This is a genomic window from Pseudomonas sp. NPDC089996 (assembly GCF_044748405.1).
Classification (GTDB): domain Bacteria; phylum Pseudomonadota; class Gammaproteobacteria; order Pseudomonadales; family Pseudomonadaceae; genus Aquipseudomonas.
The window spans coordinates 157,127-173,660 of record NZ_JBIVGA010000001.1; the positions used below are offsets into that span (position 1 = coordinate 157,127).

General features: G+C 61.2%; 15 protein-coding genes. 7 read left to right on the forward strand and 8 right to left on the reverse strand.

Annotation, left to right across the window (positions count from 1 at the left end):
• Nucleotides 1–2 precede the first annotated feature (2 nt).
• Nucleotides 3–971, forward strand: a complete 969-nt coding sequence (locus tag ACIPW4_RS00765) for a CobW family GTP-binding protein (protein WP_400654017.1) — start codon at nucleotides 3–5, stop codon at nucleotides 969–971.
• A 116-nt stretch (nucleotides 972–1,087) separates the two neighbouring features.
• Here the strand turns inward: ACIPW4_RS00765 and ACIPW4_RS00770 are convergent, their stop codons facing one another.
• On the reverse strand, nucleotides 1,088–1,480 hold the full coding sequence (locus tag ACIPW4_RS00770; RefSeq protein ID WP_103448416.1) for a DUF3301 domain-containing protein: 393 nt from the start codon (nucleotides 1,478–1,480) through the stop codon (nucleotides 1,088–1,090).
• Between the two features lie 120 nt (nucleotides 1,481–1,600).
• On the opposite strand from ACIPW4_RS00770, the gene pdxY reads away from it, so the two are divergent.
• The gene (gene pdxY, locus ACIPW4_RS00775; protein WP_400654019.1) at nucleotides 1,601–2,473 is read left to right on the forward strand and encodes a pyridoxal kinase PdxY; all 873 of its coding nucleotides are present in this window, start codon (nucleotides 1,601–1,603) and stop codon (nucleotides 2,471–2,473) included.
• Here the strand turns inward: pdxY and ACIPW4_RS00780 are convergent.
• Nucleotides 2,470–2,955 carry an acyl-CoA thioesterase gene (locus ACIPW4_RS00780; protein ID WP_400654020.1) on the reverse strand — a complete coding sequence of 162 codons (486 nt, stop codon included), beginning with the start codon at nucleotides 2,953–2,955 and terminating at the stop codon, nucleotides 2,470–2,472. The two genes, pdxY and ACIPW4_RS00780, sit on opposite strands and share 4 nt — an antisense overlap.
• Nucleotides 2,956–3,286: 331 nt before the next feature.
• Here ACIPW4_RS00780 and ACIPW4_RS00785 point away from each other — a divergent pair, with 331 nt between their 5' ends.
• Nucleotides 3,287–5,047 (forward strand): cation:proton antiporter, encoded by a 1,761-nt coding sequence (locus tag ACIPW4_RS00785; protein ID WP_400654022.1) that lies wholly within the window; start codon nucleotides 3,287–3,289, stop codon nucleotides 5,045–5,047.
• A gap of 127 nt (nucleotides 5,048–5,174) precedes the next feature.
• On the opposite strand, the gene ACIPW4_RS00790 is transcribed toward ACIPW4_RS00785, so the two are convergent.
• The 5 genes from ACIPW4_RS00790 to zwf form a co-directional block, all read right to left on the reverse strand.
• Entirely contained in the window at nucleotides 5,175–5,582 is a 408-nt protein-coding gene (locus ACIPW4_RS00790; RefSeq protein WP_400654023.1) for an SMI1/KNR4 family protein, read from the reverse strand.
• A gap of 114 nt (nucleotides 5,583–5,696) precedes the next feature.
• Nucleotides 5,697–6,554 carry a Tim44 domain-containing protein gene (locus tag ACIPW4_RS00795; RefSeq protein ID WP_400654024.1) on the reverse strand — a complete coding sequence of 286 codons (858 nt, stop codon included), beginning with the start codon at nucleotides 6,552–6,554 and terminating at the stop codon, nucleotides 5,697–5,699.
• Nucleotides 6,555–6,663: 109 nt separating this feature from the next.
• Nucleotides 6,664–8,850, reverse strand: coding sequence for a DNA helicase II (gene uvrD, locus ACIPW4_RS00800; RefSeq protein WP_400654025.1), 2,187 nt, complete (start codon nucleotides 8,848–8,850; stop codon nucleotides 6,664–6,666).
• 99 nt (nucleotides 8,851–8,949) lie between these two features.
• Nucleotides 8,950–9,255: a hypothetical protein gene (locus tag ACIPW4_RS00805; protein WP_400654026.1), complete on the reverse strand. Its 306-nt coding sequence runs from the start codon at nucleotides 9,253–9,255 to the stop codon at nucleotides 8,950–8,952.
• A gap of 88 nt (nucleotides 9,256–9,343) precedes the next feature.
• Nucleotides 9,344–10,786, reverse strand: coding sequence for a glucose-6-phosphate dehydrogenase (gene zwf / locus ACIPW4_RS00810; RefSeq protein ID WP_400654027.1), 1,443 nt, complete (start codon nucleotides 10,784–10,786; stop codon nucleotides 9,344–9,346).
• A 103-nt stretch (nucleotides 10,787–10,889) separates the two neighbouring features.
• Here zwf and hexR point away from each other — a divergent pair, with 103 nt between their 5' ends.
• Together hexR and ACIPW4_RS00820 are read left to right on the forward strand one after the other, a co-directional pair.
• Nucleotides 10,890–11,756 (forward strand): transcriptional regulator HexR, encoded by an 867-nt coding sequence (gene hexR / locus ACIPW4_RS00815; protein ID WP_167063571.1) that lies wholly within the window; start codon nucleotides 10,890–10,892, stop codon nucleotides 11,754–11,756.
• A gap of 211 nt (nucleotides 11,757–11,967) precedes the next feature.
• Nucleotides 11,968–12,186, forward strand: a complete 219-nt coding sequence (locus tag ACIPW4_RS00820) for a PA3496 family putative envelope integrity protein (protein ID WP_400654029.1) — start codon at nucleotides 11,968–11,970, stop codon at nucleotides 12,184–12,186.
• Here the strand turns inward: ACIPW4_RS00820 and ACIPW4_RS00825 are convergent.
• The gene (locus ACIPW4_RS00825) at nucleotides 12,128–13,075 is read right to left on the reverse strand and encodes a LysR family transcriptional regulator (RefSeq protein ID WP_400654600.1); all 948 of its coding nucleotides are present in this window, start codon (nucleotides 13,073–13,075) and stop codon (nucleotides 12,128–12,130) included. The genes ACIPW4_RS00820 and ACIPW4_RS00825 overlap by 59 nt on opposite strands.
• Before the next feature lie 204 nt (nucleotides 13,076–13,279).
• Between ACIPW4_RS00825 and ACIPW4_RS00830 the strand changes: the two genes are divergently transcribed.
• Together ACIPW4_RS00830 and oadA are read left to right on the forward strand one after the other, a co-directional pair.
• Nucleotides 13,280–14,695 (forward strand): acetyl-CoA carboxylase biotin carboxylase subunit, encoded by a 1,416-nt coding sequence (locus ACIPW4_RS00830; protein WP_060507734.1) that lies wholly within the window; start codon nucleotides 13,280–13,282, stop codon nucleotides 14,693–14,695.
• An 11-nt stretch (nucleotides 14,696–14,706) separates the two neighbouring features.
• Nucleotides 14,707–16,515: a sodium-extruding oxaloacetate decarboxylase subunit alpha gene (oadA, locus tag ACIPW4_RS00835; protein WP_400654031.1), complete on the forward strand. Its 1,809-nt coding sequence runs from the start codon at nucleotides 14,707–14,709 to the stop codon at nucleotides 16,513–16,515.
• The last annotated feature ends 19 nt before the right edge of the window (nucleotides 16,516–16,534 follow it).

The window sequence follows — 16,534 nt, forward strand, 5'->3', positions numbered from 1 at the left end:
GCATGTTGCAGAACATCCCCACCCACGTCATCGCCGGCCCCTTGGGGGCAGGCAAGACCAGCCTGATTCGCCAACTGATGGCCCAGCGCCCGGCGAATGAACGCTGGGCCGTGCTGGTCAACGAGTTTGGCCAGGTCGGCCTCGATGCGGCATTGCTGAGCCGTGACGAGGACGGTATTGCCATCGGCGAGGTGGCCGGCGGTTGCCTGTGCTGCGTGAACGGCACACCGTTCCAGGTCGGCCTGGGTCGCCTGCTGCGCAAGGCACGGCCCGATCGCCTGTTCATCGAACCTTCCGGGCTTGGTCATCCTTTACAGTTGCTGAATCAACTGGGGCAGGCGCCCTGGGTTGGCGTACTGGCGGTGCAGCCGTTGGTGATGGTGCTGGATGCTCAGGCGCTGGCGCGAGGCGAGCCATTGCCGGAGTCTCAGCAACAGGCCTTGCAGGCGGCAGCGTTGGTTCTAATGAACAAGGCCGAGGCTGTGGATGAAGATATTAAGCTGTTGATAAATAAAGATTTTTTAAATGTCCACAAGGTTTGGACACGGCAGGGCTTGGTCGGGCTCGAAATGCTGCCTGTTTCATCCACAAGTCAAATTAGTGACAGTTCTGTGAATAATTTGCCTGGAGCAAGTCTGTCCACAGCCCCGTCGACCCTGTGGATAGATCCTGCTCTGCCGATTTGTTCAGCTCAGGAGGGTGAGGGGGGTTGGAGTATCGGTTGGCGCTGGCACCCCAGTCAGCGATTTGATCCACAGCGCTTGAAGGCATTTCTCGCGGCCTGGCCATGGAAGCGCGCCAAAGGGGTTATCCACAGTGCCGATGGATGGCAGTCATTCAATGGGCTGGAAGGTCACTTGCCGCAGTGGCAGCCGAGCGACTGGCGCAAGGATTCGCGCATCGAGCTGATTTTCGAACAGGCGCATCCAGAGCATCCCCTGAAGTTGGCGCTGGCTGAATGCTCGATCTGAAAACGATCGCATATCTGTGGGAGCGGGTTCACCCGCGAATGCGACTTTGAATCCACTGACGCATTCGCGGGTAAACCCGCTCCCACAAGGGGCGGTGTATCGCTTGAGATTGGGTTTCAGTTGCGCCAGCGGTTGTGTTCCTGGCGCCACTGCTGCATCTCGATCACATTGTCAGCCCGTGGCGGTGTCTTGATCTCGAACGGGTAGGGCGCCAGTTCGATCTGTGCGCTGTGGGCGCCGAACTGGGTTACGGTGCCGGGGTGGCGTTGTTCACCGGTCACGGTGAACTCGAAGGCATAAACCCGAGCCAGGCGCTTCCTGCCGTTGGCATCACGGATGAACGCGATGCGTTTGAGCGCAACGGCATCATCCAGCAGCTCCAGGTCCAGTTTGGCGCAGTGCTGTTTGACCCGCTCGAGGGCCTTCTCGCGCAGCCCATGGTTGTGCCATAACCAAGCGCCTGCCGTGGCCAACAACATCAGGACGAAGAGATTCTCCAGGGTCAACATTTACGTATGCTCCAAACAGGTCGAACCAGCTTAACTGCGTCCCTGGCCTGTCGTACAGGTGGCAATCGAGTTCATACTGCGCGCTGCACAATCCTTGTAACAGCTTTGGAATCCACCCGCATGAAACGTACCCCGCATCTGCTCGCCATCCAGTCCCACGTGGTGTTCGGCCACGCCGGCAACAGCGCTGCGGTGTTCCCCATGCAGCGTATCGGGGTCAACGTCTGGCCCCTCAATACCGTACAGTTTTCCAATCACACTCAGTATGGCCAGTGGGCGGGTGAAGTGCTCGCTCCGGCGCAAATTCCTGCGTTGGTAGAAGGTATTTCCAACATCGGCGAGCTGGGCCACTGTGACGCGGTGCTGTCCGGCTACCTGGGCAGTGCCGAACAGGGCCGGGCGATTCTCGCCGGTGTCGGGCGGATCAAGGCAGTCAACCCGAAAGCGCTGTACCTGTGCGATCCGGTCATGGGCCATGCGCAGAAGGGCTGTAGCGTTCCGCAGGAAGTCAGTGAGTTCCTGCTCGATGAAGCAGCGGCCAAGGCGGATATCCTCTGCCCCAATCAGCTGGAACTCGACAGCTTCTGCGGCCGAGCTGCGCAATCGCTCGAGGACTGCGTGAACATGGCGCGCAGCTTGCTCGAACGCGGTCCCCGGGTGGTGCTGGTCAAGCACCTGGCGTATCCGGGGCGTGCCGAAGATATGTTCGAGATGCTGCTGGTGACCCGCGAAGAAAGCTGGCACCTGCGCCGCCCCTTGCTGGCCTTCCCGCGGCAACCGGTGGGCGTGGGCGACCTGACTTCCGGGCTGTTCCTGGCACGCGTGCTGCTGGGGGACAGCTGGTTGCAGGCCTTCGAGTTCACGGCGGCGGCCGTGCATGAGGTGCTGCTGGAAACCCAGGCCTGCGCCAGCTACGAACTGCAGCTGGTGCGAGCCCAGGATCGCATCGCCCATCCGCGCGTGCGTTTCGAGGCGCAGCGCCTGGCGTTCTAGATCGAGTCGGTTTTCAGGTCCTGGTAGCGTTTTTCCAGTTCCTGGCGGATCTGGCGGCGCTGCTGGCCTTGCAGGAAGCGGCGTTTCTCTTCGCTGGAGTGCGGCTGGCGCGGCGGCACCGGCACCGGGCGGCGGTTGTCATCGGCCGCGACCATCGTGAAGAAGCAGCTGTTGGAGTGACGGACCGAGCGCTCGCGGATGTTTTCGGTGACCACCTTGATGCCCACTTCCATCGAGGTGTTGCCGGTGTAGTTGACCGAAGCCAGGAAGGTCACCAGCTCGCCGACGTGCACCGGCTCGCGGAAGATCACCTGGTCGACCGACAGGGTTACCACATAGCTGCCGGCATAGCGGCTGGCGCAGGCATAGGCCACTTCGTCGAGGTACTTGAGCAAGGTGCCGCCGTGTACGTTGCCAGAAAAGTTGGCCATGTCCGGGGTCATCAGGACGGTCATGCTCAGCTGGGCGTTTCCAGGTTCCATAGGGTGCTCACGGTGAGGTTGCGCTGAATCGGGGCGGGTATCTTCTGACACTTCTGGTTCCCCTCTTGAAGGTTTGCCTTCCTGTTACGGGACGTCGCCGGACGCTCTGTCGTCACGCCTGTCATGACATCAGAGGCAGCTGATCGGCCGATCTGTTTCTACATATTGCACCGGCTTTTTGCGGCGGGGTGCGATGTTAACCTGAGTACGCCCATGCAACATGGGCTTTCCTGCATTCAATACAGTATGTACTTGCTGCTCGCTCAGCTTTGCCTTGGCAGAGGAGCGGTCTGCCTGGGTATCCAGCAAAGCCGAAAAGGAGTATCGCGCCATGCATGCCATCAGCTTCATCCAGGACCTGGCAGTGATCATGCTGGTCGCCGGCGTTGTGACGATTCTCTTTCATCGCCTCAAGCAGCCCGTGGTGCTGGGCTACATTGTCGCGGGCTTCATCATCGGCCCGCATACCCCGCCGTTCGGCCTGATCCACGATGAAGACACGATCAAGATCCTGGCCGAGCTGGGGGTGATTTTCCTGATGTTCTGCCTAGGTCTGGAGTTCAGCCTGCGCAAACTGTTCAAGGTCGGTGCCACAGCATTCATCGCGGCGTTCCTGGAAATCGTCCTGATGATCTGGATCGGCTTCGAGATTGGCCGCTGGTTCGGCTGGACGACCATGGACTCGCTGTTCCTCGGCGCGATCCTGGCGATTTCCTCGACCACCATCATCGTCAAGGCGTTGAACGACCTGAAGATGAAGAACGAACGCTTCGCCCAGCTGATATTCGGCGTGCTGATCGTCGAGGACATACTCGGCATCGGCATCATCGCCTTGCTGTCGGGCATTGCTGTCAGTGGCTCGGTCAGCTCCGGGGAAGTGTTCTCGACGGTCGGCAAGCTGTCGTTGTTCATGATCGTTGCGCTGGTCATCGGCATTCTGTTGGTGCCGCGGCTACTGGCCTACGTGGCGAAATTCGAAAGCAACGAGATGCTGCTGATCACCGTGCTGGGCCTGTGCTTCGGCTTCTGCCTGTTGGTGGTCAAGCTGGAATACAGCATGGTGCTGGGGGCCTTCCTGATCGGTGCGATCATGGCCGAGTCGCGACAGCTGCTGAAGATCGAGCGCCTGATCGAGCCCGTGCGCGACCTGTTCAGCGCGATCTTCTTCGTCGCCATCGGCCTGATGATCGACCCACAAGTGCTGGTGGACTATGCATGGCCGATCGTGGTCATCACCCTGGCAGTGGTGCTGGGCAAGATGCTCTCGTGCGGCATGGGCGCATTCATTGCCGGTAACGACGGGCGTACCTCGTTGCGGGTAGGCATGGGGCTTTCGCAGATTGGCGAATTCTCCTTCATCATTGCCGCCCTGGGGATGACTTTGCAGGTCACCAGCGACTTCCTCTACCCGGTGGCGGTAGCGGTTTCGGCCATCACCACGCTGCTGACACCTTACCTGATCCGCGGCGCCGACCCGTTGTCACAGAAACTTGGCAGCGTCGTGCCACGGCGCCTGGCGCGGGTACTTTCACTCTATGGGGAATGGTTGCGCAACATTCAGCCGCAAGGTGAAGGTGCCATGTTGGCGGCGATGATCCGGCGCATCCTGTTGCAGGTGGGCGTCAATCTGGCGCTGGTGATCGCGATCTTCTTCAGCGGCGGTTATTTCGCCGGGCGCATCGGCAACTGGCTCAATCAGTGGGTGATGGATCTCAGCCAGCAGAAGGCGCTGATCTGGGGCGCGGCGCTGCTGCTGTCGCTGCCGTTTCTGATCGCCGCCTATCGCAAGCTCAAGGCACTGTCGATGCTGTTGGCAGAGATGGGCGTGAAGCCTGAAATGGCCGGGCGGCATACCCAGCGCGTGCGTCGCGTGGTTGCCGAGGTGATTCCGCTGCTTTCGCTGCTGGTGATCTTCCTGCTGCTGTCGGCTTTGTCGGCGAGCATCCTGCCGACCAGCGAGCTGTTGCTGGTGATCGCAGTTGTGGCGGCGGTGGTGGTGGCGTTGCTGTGGCGCTGGTTCATCCGTGTGCATTCACGGATGCAGATCGCGTTGCTGGAGACGCTGGAGAACAACCGAGATCATTCGCACTGAGGCTATGCCCTCTGCGCAAGATTTCATCGTCGTCCGAGGGGATGGAGCGGTAGCGATGTCGCCAGGCGCAGAAAGCCTGGCGATTTTAACTGCATTGATGGCACTAAGCCATTGTTTGTTGCGTGTGTCAGCTTTCCAGCCATACGTCTCGCGCCCAGTGCCACACCGACTCCCAGCTTTCCTCGGCAACAGCTTCTTCTTCGCCGTCCCACAGCACGACGGTGCCATCTTCCTCGACGCAGTAGTAGTTGTTGCCGTCTTCGCACAGTGGAATCAGGTCACGTGGTACACCGGCGTCCCAGGCATTGGCAGCGACGTCGGGCAGGTAGGTATGGGATTGCGGATCGGTGCAGGTCACAGGCTCCAGCGAGCCGTAGACCACGTCGCTCACAGTCAGCAGGAACTCCTTGAACACGAACGGAATGTTGATGAACAGCTGTTCCTCGACCTCGACCAGTTGGTCCTCATCGGGAAGCTCCAGCGGCACCGGCACGGGTTCATTGGCTTCACGGAGTTGTTCGATCACTTCTTCCACGGTTCACATCCTCTGACCTTGATGACAACGCTGCGCGTTATACCCTAGTAGCCCGCTTTGGCAAAAGCAAAAACCCCGGGACAGGCCCGGGGTTTTTTGTGCAACGTGCGGCGGTTAACTGTTTTGGCGGATACCGGCGACCAGCCAAGGCTGGTTCTCGCCTGGGGCGCGAACCATGTGCCAGCTTTCGCTGAAGGCTTCGCCCTGGTCGAAACGCGAGGTCTTCGACACGCCACGGAAGGTCAGGGTGGCGTCGGTGCGGTCGGCGCGATCGTCGACACCGTCCAGTTGCACATCGAGGTCATCGATGTAGGTGGACTGGAAGCCATCACCCAGGTCGGCACGCTCGCGCTTGAGGAACTCGAGCATCTGCGGGGTGACGAACTCGGCGATCTTGTCCATTTCGTTGGCATCCCAGTGCTGCTGCAGCGACTGGAAGTGGCTACGGGCTGCGGCCAGGAAGCTCTGCTCGTTGAACCAGGCGGGTGCGTTGATCACCGGAGCGGCTGCGGCAGCAGGGGCGGCCGAACCACCGAAGATCGACGGCTGGGCAGACTGCTGGCCATGGGCTTCACGCTGGAAAGGCGCGTGGCCCGGAGCGGCCATTTGTGGCTGCTGCTGGCGACGGCGTGCGGCAATGAAGCGGAACACCAGGAAGGCGATAAGCGCCACGATCAGGAAGTCCATGATCTGGAACCCCTCGAAACCGTCGCCCATGAACATGGATGCCAGCAGGCCACCGGCGGCGAGGCCGGCCAGTGGGCCCAGCCAGCGCGAAGCACCGCTGGCGGCGGCCGGGGCGCGACCAGGCGCGGTCGGCGCGGCAGCAGGCGTGGTTGGTGATGCCTGGCGAGTCTGGTGCATAGGCGCGGCGCCCGAGCTCTTGCCGCCGCCGAAGCGCTTGGCGTTGGCGTCCAGGCTCAGCGTCAGGCCGACGCAGAGCGCCAGTGCGATGCTAAGAAAACGTTGCATAAGTGGGATTTCCCCTGTTGTGGATTGCACGCGCGCCATGGTGCACAGGTTCCTGTGCACATGACCAGCGACAAGATGTTTCCATCTTTTGCCTGAATGTTTCGAGGCTTTAGATAGCCTCGAGCTTGGCGTACCCCAGCATCAGCCACTTGCTGCCTTCGGCAAAGTTCACCTGCACCCTTGCCTGGGCGCCGGAGCCCTCGAAGTTGAGGATCACCCCTTCGCCGAATACCGCGTGTTGCACGCGCTGGCCAAGGTTGAAGGCTGTCTGCGGAATATTGGCATTGGCGAACAGGTTGCTGCTGGTACTCGTCGACCCGCCGAACGGTCGGCTGACACTGTTGGAAAGGCGTACCTCCTGAACCAGACCGCTCGGAATCTCACGCACGAAACGAGACACCTTGTTGTAGGTCTCGCTGCCATAAAGGCGGCGGGTCTCGGCATAGGTCATGATCAGCTGGCGCATGGCGCGGGTGATGCCCACATAAGCGAGGCGGCGTTCCTCTTCGAGGCGGCCGGGTTCTTCCAGGCTCATCTTGTGCGGGAACAGGCCTTCTTCCATGCCCACCAGAAACACGTAGGGGAATTCCAGGCCCTTGGCGCTGTGCAGGGTCATCAACTGGATACTGTCTTCGTGCTCGTCTGCCTGGGCATCGCCGGCTTCCAGCGAAGCATGGCCAAGGAAGGCCGACAGCGGCGACAGGTCGGCGTCGTCTTCGCCGGTTTCGAAGTTGCGCGCGGCGCTGACCAGTTCCTCAAGGTTTTCTACCCGTGCCTGGCCCTTTTCACCCTTCTCTTCCTGGTGATAGATGATCAGGCCGGACTGCTCGATGGCCGTCTGGGTCATGGTGTGCAGCGGCATGTCGGCGACCTTGCTGGCCAGGCCTTCGATCAGCTCTATGAAGGCACCCAGGGCAGAAGCTGCGCGGCCTTTCAGCGCCTTGGCGGCAAGCAGCTGGCACATGGCCTCCCACATCGACAGCTGGCTGTGGCGGGCATGCTCGCGAATGGCTTCGACGGTTTTTTCGCCGATCCCGCGTGGCGGCACATTGATCACCCGCTCCAGCGCCGCATCGTTGCCGCGGCCTTCGATCAGGCGCAGGTAGGCCATCGCGTTCTTGATTTCGGCACGTTCGAAGAAGCGCTGACCGCCGTAGATGCGGTAGGGGATGCGTTCGCGCAGCAGGGCCTCTTCCAGCACCCGCGACTGGGCGTTGGAGCGATACAGGATGGCGACGTCGCTGCGCGCGTTGCCTTGCTTGATCAGGCTCTCGATGGTCTCGACCACATAGCGCGCTTCGTCGTGTTCGTTGTAGGCGGCATACAGCGTCAGCGGCTCGCCATCGCCCATGTCGGTCCACAATTCCTTGCCCAGGCGCCCGCTGTTGTTGGCAATCAAGGCGTTGGCGGCCTTGAGGATGCCGCCGGTGGAGCGGTAGTTCTGCTCCAGGCGGATCATCTCGGCGTCAGGGAAGTCGGCAGTGTACTGGTGAATGTTTTCGATCTTGGCGCCGCGCCAGCCGTAGATCGACTGGTCGTCGTCGCCCACGGCCATCAGGCTGCCGCCGTTCTTGCCAGCCAGCAGGCGCAGCCAGGCGTACTGCACGGCGTTGGTGTCCTGGAACTCGTCCACCAGCAGGTGGCGGAAGCGCCGCTGGTAGTGTTCAAGCAGGCCAGGGTGGTCGCGCCACAGGTCAAGGGCGCGCAGCAGCAATTCGGAGAAGTCGATGACCCCGGCGCGTTCGCAGGCCTGCTCATAGGCGCTGTAGACGTCTCGCATGGTCTGCAGGAACAGGTCGCCGCCGGCCTGGATATGTTGCGGGCGCAGGCCCTCGTCCTTTTGCCCGTTGATGAACCACTGGGCCTGGCGCGCTGGCCATTTCTGCTCGTCGAGGCCGAGTTCACGCATGACGCGCTTGATCAGCCGTTGCTGATCATCGCTGTCGAGGATCTGGAAGTTCTGCACCAGCCGTGCTTCCTGCCAGTGCGCCCGCAGCAGGCGGTGTGCCAGGCCGTGGAAGGTGCCCACCCACATGCCCGCCGGGTTGATACCCAGCAACTGCTCGATCCGCTGGCGCATTTCGGCGGCAGCCTTGTTGGTGAAAGTCACCGACAGGATCGAATGGGGCGAGGCCTGCTCGACCTGGATCAGCCAGGCGATGCGGTGCACCAGCACGCGGGTTTTACCGGAACCGGCGCCAGCAAGCACCAGCTGACGCCCAAGCGTGGCCGCGACAGCCTGGCGTTGGGCATCATTGAGGGAGTTCAGCAGGAGGGAGAGGTCATCTGTGTGCATCCGGCCATTCTAGGGGGTGGCTGGTTACGGGGCAAATATACACTGTATGAATATTCACCCCGAAAAGCGGATGCGCACCTGTCCGGATGGATTACAGACTTACTCGGTGCAGGTGATTGCGACGAAGAAGCTGCCTTCAGCGTGAGCGATTTCCAGCTTGTCGTAGGGTGAGCAAGTGTCCTGCTCGAAGGTCACGGTTTGCTCGGTAACGACTTGCAAGGGCATGCCTTCTTTGTTCTGCACCTCCAGATGCAGCAGTTCCCAGCCACCCTTATGGCGCATATGAGGTTTTTTCAGCAGCGGAACGTAAGCGGGGGTGGGCACCCATACCTTGCCTGTCACGGTAAAGCGATTCTGCCCGTCGCGCTTGTCATTGGTGGCCACAAAATCCTTGAACTCGAACATGATCCAAACCTCTTGCAGAGATAAAACGCGCGAAATTGCGCCGGATCACTTTCATGTTTTTGCCGATGAACGGGCATGGGGAAACGCTCTAGCTGTGCCACAGCCTTCCATGCCTGCTCAGCAGGCTGTTGGCCTGTTCAGGGCCGTTGCTGCCTGCCGCATAGTGGCGGGGCGCCTGGAAATGCTCTTGCCAACCTTTGAGGATCGGATCTATCCAGGCCCAGGCAGCTTCCACTTCGTCGCGCCGCATGAACAGAGTCGAATCACCTTCCAGCACGTCCAGCAGCAATCTTTCATAAGCATCCCAACGGCGGGTCTGGCCAAACACCTGCGCCAGGTTCAGGTCCAGGTCCACTGGCTCCAGACGCATGCCCTTGCCGGGGGTTTTGCTCATCATGCGCAGGCTGATGCGTTCGTCTGGCTGCAACTGAATCAGCAGCTGGTTGACCTGGCCATTGCTGAACAGTTGGTGGGGCACCGGTTTGAACTGGATGACGATCTGCGACGAGCGCCGCGCCATGCGCTTGCCCGTACGCAGGTAGAAGGGCACGCCCGCCCAGCGCCAGTTGTCGACGTGCGCTTCGATGGCGACGAAGGTTTCGGTGTCAGTGTCGTTGTCGACGTCCTTCTCGAAGTAGTAGGCCGGTACTTCCTGGCCGCCAATGTGGCCTGCACCGTATTGGCCGCGCACCGTCTTGTCCTGCACGTCCTGGCCGGTGATCGGCTTGAGGGCACGCAGGATCTTCACCTTCTCGTCGCGCACGGCTTCGGCCTCGAACTGCGCCGGCGGTTCCATGGCCACCAGGCACAGCAACTGCAGCAGGTGATTCTGCAGCATGTCGCGGGTCGCTCCGGCGCGGTCGTAGTAGCCACCGCGGTTTTCCACGCCGAGGGTTTCGCAGACGCTGATCTGCACATGGTCGACCTGGCCGTTGCGCCACACCGGCTCCAGCAGGGCATTGGCAAAGCGCAGGGCCATCAGGTTCTGCACGGTTTCCTTGCCCAGGTAGTGGTCGATGCGAAACACCTGAAATTCGTCGAACACCGCGCCGATCGCTTCGTTGATGGCAGTGGCGGATGCCAGCGAATGGCCGATGGGCTTCTCCAGCACGATGCGTGCTTCGCTGTCGGCCAGCCCGGCAATGCGCAAGTGGTTGGCGATGGGTACGAAGAGGTTGGGTGCCGTGGCCAGGTAGTAGATGCGAGTCAGCCCTCCAGGCTCGCCGAGGTAGCGTGCCAGTCGGCCGAAATCGGCGCTTTGAGCGGCATCCATGGGGAAGTAGTCGAGGCGTGCGGAAAAGCGTTGCCACACATCTTCGTCGAAATCGTGGCGGGCAATCTGCGCGCGGCAATGGCGCTCGGCGAGCTTGAGGTATTCGTTGCGGCTTATGGGGCGGCGGGCGAGGGCGATAATGCGCACTGCATTGTTCAGGCGAGCCTCGCGGTACAGGTGATAGAGCGCTGGCAGCAGTTTGTGCAGGGCCAGGTCACCGGTGCCACCGAACACCAGGATGTCGCAAGGAATAGTCAAACCACCACTCTCCACGTTCGTTTAACTGGGCGGGTTGGCGTCCATGTAGTATAACTACAAGAAAGCTACATCCCGGCCAGCCGATCATAACCGAGTCCAGCCCGTGAATCTGTTGCAACATATCGCCCAATCGCGCCACCTGCTGCGCAAATCGGAACTCAAAGTGGCCGACCACGTGCTGCTCGACCCGGCCGCCGTGATGCACAGTTCCATGGCGGACCTGGCGCACAGTGTGGGCATCAGCGAGCCGACCATCGTGCGTTTCTGCCGGGCGATCGGGTGTTCGGGCTTCCAGGATCTCAAGCTCAAGCTGGCGCAAAGCCTGGCGGCAGGGGCCAGTTTCGGCCAGTTCGCGATACATGAAGACGATTCGGTTGCCGACTACAGCCTGAAGATTTTCGACACCACGCTGCACACGCTGATGGAAGTGCGTGAGCACCTGGACCCGCACGCCCTGCAACAGGCCGTAAGTGCCATGGCTCAGGCACAACGCGTGGAGTTCTATGGTTTTGGCGCATCCGGTGCGGTGGCCGCCGATGCCCAGCACAAGTTCTTTCGACTGCTGCTCAGCGCCGCAGCCTATTCCGACCCGCACATGCAGGCCATGTCGGCGGTGACGTTGAAGCCGGGGGACGTGGCGGTGTGCATTTCCCAGTCGGGGCGTTCGAAAGACCTGCTGATCACCGCCAACCTGGTGCGTGAAAGCGGTGCCAACCTGATTACCCTGTGCCCGAGTGCGACGCCGCTGGCGGAATTGTCGACGGTCAACCTGGCGATCGACGTGCATGAAGACACCGAAATCTACACCCCGCTGACCTCGCGTATCGCTCACCTGGTGGTGATCGACGTACTGGCCATGGGCGTGGCCATGGCGCGTGGGCCGAGCCTGGTCAATCACCTCAAGAGTGTGAAGCGGAGCTTGCGCAGCCTGCGCTTGTCACCCAAGTCGATCAAGGCTACTGACGACTGATGCAAGCCTGAGCAGGCCTCTTCGCGGGTGAACCCGCTCACACAGGTACATTACTGCTCTCAAGGGCGGTGATATGTCTGTAGGAGCGGGTTTACCCGCGAAAGGGCCGGAACTGGCTGTCATATTTCACGGTTTTGTCACCATTGCGCAGCCAAACCGTAAACCCTCGAGGCCAGTCTGAAGCTCCCGCATCCTATCTGGGAGACAGGCAATGGCTCGTGACTTCGACGGTACGTACCAACCCAGCGCCAAGGCTCGCAAGCAGCAGGAAAAGGATCAGCGCCGCATGGAATACCGCCGCGCGATCGAGAGCTACTGCGACCAGCGTCAGTTGCTTCAAGAACTGGCCGACTACCCCGAATTACAGACGCTCACCGTGTGGCAGGCGTCATCGGCATCTTCCCCGAAAACCGCTCAACAAGTGCGCTGATCAGCACACGTTCGCTGCGGATGAATGCCAGAAAGGCCAAGGCCACCGGCGACTGCCGCTTGGCCTTGGCTTGCACCACGCACCAGCTGCGATACAGCGGCAGTTCCTCCACCGGCAGCTCCCTGAGCACCCCTGCGGCCAGCTCCATATTCACGGCATGGCGGGTCAGCAGGGCGATACCGAGGCCGGCGATCACGCATTCGCGCTGGGCATCGGCCGAGGCGACCTCCAGCGTCTGGGTGAAGTGCACGCGCTTGTCCTTGAAGTATTCCTCACAGGCCTTGCGCGTTCCCGAACCCTGCTCGCGGACCAGCAGAGTATGAGGCTCCAGGTCCTGCAGGCGAAGCTGTTCGAGCTTGCACAGCGGGTGTTCCGGCGGTGCTACGGCAACGATCGGGTTGTTGAGAAACGGCAGAAACTCCAGGCCCATGTCCTGCGGCACCATCGACATGATGATCAGGTCGTCGCGGTTGTCGGAAAGCCGTCGGATCGCCTGGGCGCGGTTGACCACGGTGAGGGTCAGGTTGACCTCCGGGTGACGCTGCTTGAAGGCGGCGAACAGGTGTGGCACGAAGTACTTGGCACTGGACTCGATCGCCAGTTTCAACTGTCCCTGCAATGAGCCCTGCATGTCCGAAAGCTGCATGTCCAGGCTCTCCAGGCGCCCGAAGATATCGCGGCTGGCGCGCTGCAGCGCTTCGGCCGCTTCGGTCAGGTAGAGCTTCTTGCCGACATACTCGAACAGAGGTTGGCCGACCAGTTCTTCAAGCTGGCGGATCTGTAGACTAACGGCAGGTTGCGTCAATGCCATCTCCTCCGCAGCCCGGCTGTACGAGCGCAAATCGCACACTTCGTTGAAGATCTGCAATTGACGCAATGTCATACGCATCAAGGACTTACGCATTTTTTTGGGCTCTTCGGCAACACCTTGTAACCGAACTATAAGCTTTTGCTAATACAGCCCCTAACAAATATTGATTTTTGTTTATCAACCTACAGCGCTAGGGTGAATGTGCGACTGGCCAGCTACCTCTGGTCACGCGCCGACCGGTAGAACCGGATCGTCAGTTCCTACGGCTTTGGGAAGACTCCAGTGATAAAAAAAATCCTGATCGCCAACCGGGGTGAAATCGCAGTTCGGATCGTGCGTGCCTGCGCCGAGATGGGCATTCGCTCTGTCGCGATCTATTCCGACGCCGATCGTCACGCCTTGCACGTCAAGCGCGCCGATGAGGCCTACAGCATTGGGGCCGAGCCGCTGGCCGGTTACCTGAATCCGCGCAAGCTGGTCAATCTTGCTGTGGAAACCGGCTGTGACGCCTTGCACCCAGGTTACGGTTTTCTCTCGGAAAACGCCGAACTGGCAGAGATTTGCGCCGAGCGCGGGATCAAGTTCATCGGCCCGGCCGCCGACGTCATCCGCCGCATGGGCGACAAGACCGAAGCGCGCCGCACCATGATCGCGGCCGGTGTGCCGGTAACCCCGGGCACCGAGGGCAACGTTGCCGATATTCACGAGGCCCTGAGCGAAGGCGAGCGCATCGGTTACCCGGTGATGCTCAAGGCCACTTCCGGTGGTGGCGGTCGTGGTATCCGTCGTTGCAACAGCCGTGAAGAACTCGAGCAGAATTTCCCTCGGGTCATTTCCGAGGCCACCAAGGCCTTCGGATCGGCAGAAGTGTTCCTGGAAAAGTGCATCGTCAACCCCAAGCACATCGAGGCGCAGATCCTCGGTGACAGCTTCGGCAATGTCGTGCACCTGTTCGAGCGCGACTGCTCGATCCAGCGCCGTAACCAGAAACTCATCGAAATTGCCCCGAGCCCACAGCTCACCCCCGAGCAGCGCGCCTACATCGGTGACCTGGCGGTGCGTGCGGCCAAGGCGGTGAACTACGAGAACGCCGGTACCGTGGAGTTCCTGCTCGCCGATGGCGAGGTGTACTTCATGGAGATGAACACCCGGGTGCAGGTGGAACACACCATCACCGAAGAAATCACCGGTATCGACATCGTCCGCGAGCAGATCCGTATCGCGTCGGGCCTGCCGCTGTCGGTGAAGCAGGAAGACATCCAACATCGTGGCTACGCGTTGCAGTTCCGCATCAACGCTGAAGACCCGAAGAACAACTTCCTGCCCAGCTTCGGCAAGATCACCCGTTATTACGCCCCCGGCGGCCCGGGCGTGCGCACCGACACGGCGATCTACACCGGCTATACCATCCCGCCGTTCTACGACTCCATGTGCCTGAAACTGGTGGTCTGGGCGTTGACCTGGGAAGAAGCCATGGACCGCGGCCTGCGGGCCCTGGACGACATGCGCGTGCAAGGGGTGAAGACCACCGCCGCGTACTACCAGGAAATCCTGCGCAATCCGGAATTCCGTAGCGGCCAGTTCAATACCAGCTTCGTTGAAAGCCACCCGGAACTGACCAACTACTCGATCAAGCGCAAACCCGAAGAGCTGGCCCTGGCCATCGCCGCCGCCATCGCCGCCCACGCAGGCCTGTGAGGAACCCCATAATGTCCAAGAAAATTCACGTAACCGACACGATCCTGCGCGACGCACACCAGTCCCTGCTGGCTACCCGCATGCGTACCGAAGACATGCTGCCTATCTGCGACAAGCTCGACAAGGTTGGCTACTGGTCGCTGGAAGTCTGGGGTGGCGCCACCTTCGACGCCTGCGTGCGCTTCCTCAAGGAAGACCCGTGGGAGCGCCTGCGCAAGCTGCGCGCAGCCCTGCCCAACACCCGCCTGCAAATGCTGCTGCGCGGCCAGAACCTGCTGGGCTACCGCCACTACAGCGACGACGTGGTCAAGGCTTTCGTTGCCAAGGCTGCGGTCAACGGCATCGACGTGTTCCGCATCTTCGACGCCATGAACGACGTGCGTAACCTGCGCGTCGCCATCGAAGCGGTCAAGGCTGCCGGCAAACACGCCCAGGGCACCATCGCCTACACCGTCAGCCCCGTGCACACCATCGACGCCTTCGTCGCCCAGGCCAAGCAGATGGAAGCCATGGGTTGCGACTCGGTGGCGATCAAGGACATGGCCGGCCTGCTGACCCCTTACGCTGCCGGTGAACTGGTCAAGGCCCTGAAAGCCGAGCAGTCTCTGCCGGTGTTCATCCATTCCCACGACACCGCCGGCCTGGCCGCCATGTGCCAGCTCAAGTCTGTGGAAAACGGTGCCGACCACATCGACACCGCGATCTCCAGCTTTGCATGGGGCACCAGCCACCCCGGTACCGAGTCGATGGTCGCTGCGCTCAAGGGCAGCGAGTTCGATACCGGCCTGGACCTGGAACTGCTGCAGGAAATCGGCCTGTACTTCTACGCCGTGCGCAAGAAGTACCACCAGTTCGAGAGCGAGTTCACCGCCGTGGATACTCGCGTGCAGGTCAACCAGGTCCCTGGCGGGATGATTTCCAACCTGGCCAACCAGCTCAAGGAGCAGGGCGCGCTCAGCCGCATGAACGAAGTGCTGGCAGAGATCCCGCGCGTGCGTGAAGACCTTGGCTTCCCGCCGCTGGTGACCCCGACCTCGCAGATCGTCGGCACCCAGGCATTCTTCAACGTGCTGGCCGGCGAGCGTTACAAGACCATCACCAACGAAGTGAAGCTGTACCTGCAAGGCGGTTACGGCAAGGCGCCGGGCGTGGTCAACGAGCAGCTGCGCCGTCAGGCGATCGGCAGTGAAGAAGTGATCGACGTGCGCCCGGCCGACCTGCTCAAGCCAGAAATGGCCAAGCTGCGCGGCGACATCGGTGCTCTGGCCCGTTGCGAAGAAGACGTGCTGACCTTCGCCATGTTCCCGGACATTGGCCGCAAGTTCCTCGAAGAGCGTGAAGCCGGCACTCTCACTCCAGAAGCTCTGCTGCCGATTCCCGAAGCGGGCGCGGTGGCGTCTCATGGCGGGGAAGGTGTACCGACCGAGTTCGTCATTGACGTACACGGCGAAACCTACCGCGTCGACATTACCGGTGTGGGCGTCAAGGCCGAAGGCAAGCGTCACTTCTACCTGTCGATCGACGGCATGCCGGAAGAAGTGGTGTTCGAGCCGCTCAACGAGTTCGTCGGCGGTGGCGGCAGCAAGCGCAAGCAGGCCAGCGCCCCGGGCCACGTCAGCACCACCATGCCGGGCAACATCGTCGATGTGCTGGTCAAGGAAGGCGACGTGGTCAAGGCCGGCCAGGCCGTGCTGATTACCGAAGCGATGAAGATGGAGACCGAAGTGCAGGCGGCCATCGCCGGCAAGGTCGTGGCCATCCACGTTGCCAAGGGCGATCGCGTGACACCGGGCGAGATCCTGATCGAGATCGAAGGCTGAGATAAACCTTCATCTACAA

What these genes read in the sequence shown, in the direction of transcription:
- ACIPW4_RS00765 (WP_400654017.1), top strand. Translation starts at nt 3, where the DNA reads ATGTTGCAGAACATCCCCACCCACGTCATCGCCGGCCCCTTGGGGGCA.
- ACIPW4_RS00770 (WP_103448416.1), bottom strand. Translation starts at nt 1,480, where the DNA reads ATGTTGACCCTGGAGAATCTCTTCGTCCTGATGTTGTTGGCCACGGCA.
- pdxY (WP_400654019.1), top strand. Translation starts at nt 1,601, where the DNA reads ATGAAACGTACCCCGCATCTGCTCGCCATCCAGTCCCACGTGGTGTTC.
- ACIPW4_RS00780 (WP_400654020.1), bottom strand. Translation starts at nt 2,955, where the DNA reads ATGGAACCTGGAAACGCCCAGCTGAGCATGACCGTCCTGATGACCCCG.
- ACIPW4_RS00785 (WP_400654022.1), top strand. Translation starts at nt 3,287, where the DNA reads ATGCATGCCATCAGCTTCATCCAGGACCTGGCAGTGATCATGCTGGTC.
- ACIPW4_RS00795 (WP_400654024.1), bottom strand. Translation starts at nt 6,554, where the DNA reads ATGCAACGTTTTCTTAGCATCGCACTGGCGCTCTGCGTCGGCCTGACG.
- uvrD (WP_400654025.1), bottom strand. Translation starts at nt 8,850, where the DNA reads ATGCACACAGATGACCTCTCCCTCCTGCTGAACTCCCTCAATGATGCC.
- ACIPW4_RS00805 (WP_400654026.1), bottom strand. Translation starts at nt 9,255, where the DNA reads ATGTTCGAGTTCAAGGATTTTGTGGCCACCAATGACAAGCGCGACGGG.
- ACIPW4_RS00820 (WP_400654029.1), top strand. Translation starts at nt 11,968, where the DNA reads ATGGCTCGTGACTTCGACGGTACGTACCAACCCAGCGCCAAGGCTCGC.
- ACIPW4_RS00825 (WP_400654600.1), bottom strand. Translation starts at nt 13,075, where the DNA reads ATGCGTATGACATTGCGTCAATTGCAGATCTTCAACGAAGTGTGCGAT.
- oadA (WP_400654031.1), top strand. Translation starts at nt 14,707, where the DNA reads ATGTCCAAGAAAATTCACGTAACCGACACGATCCTGCGCGACGCACAC.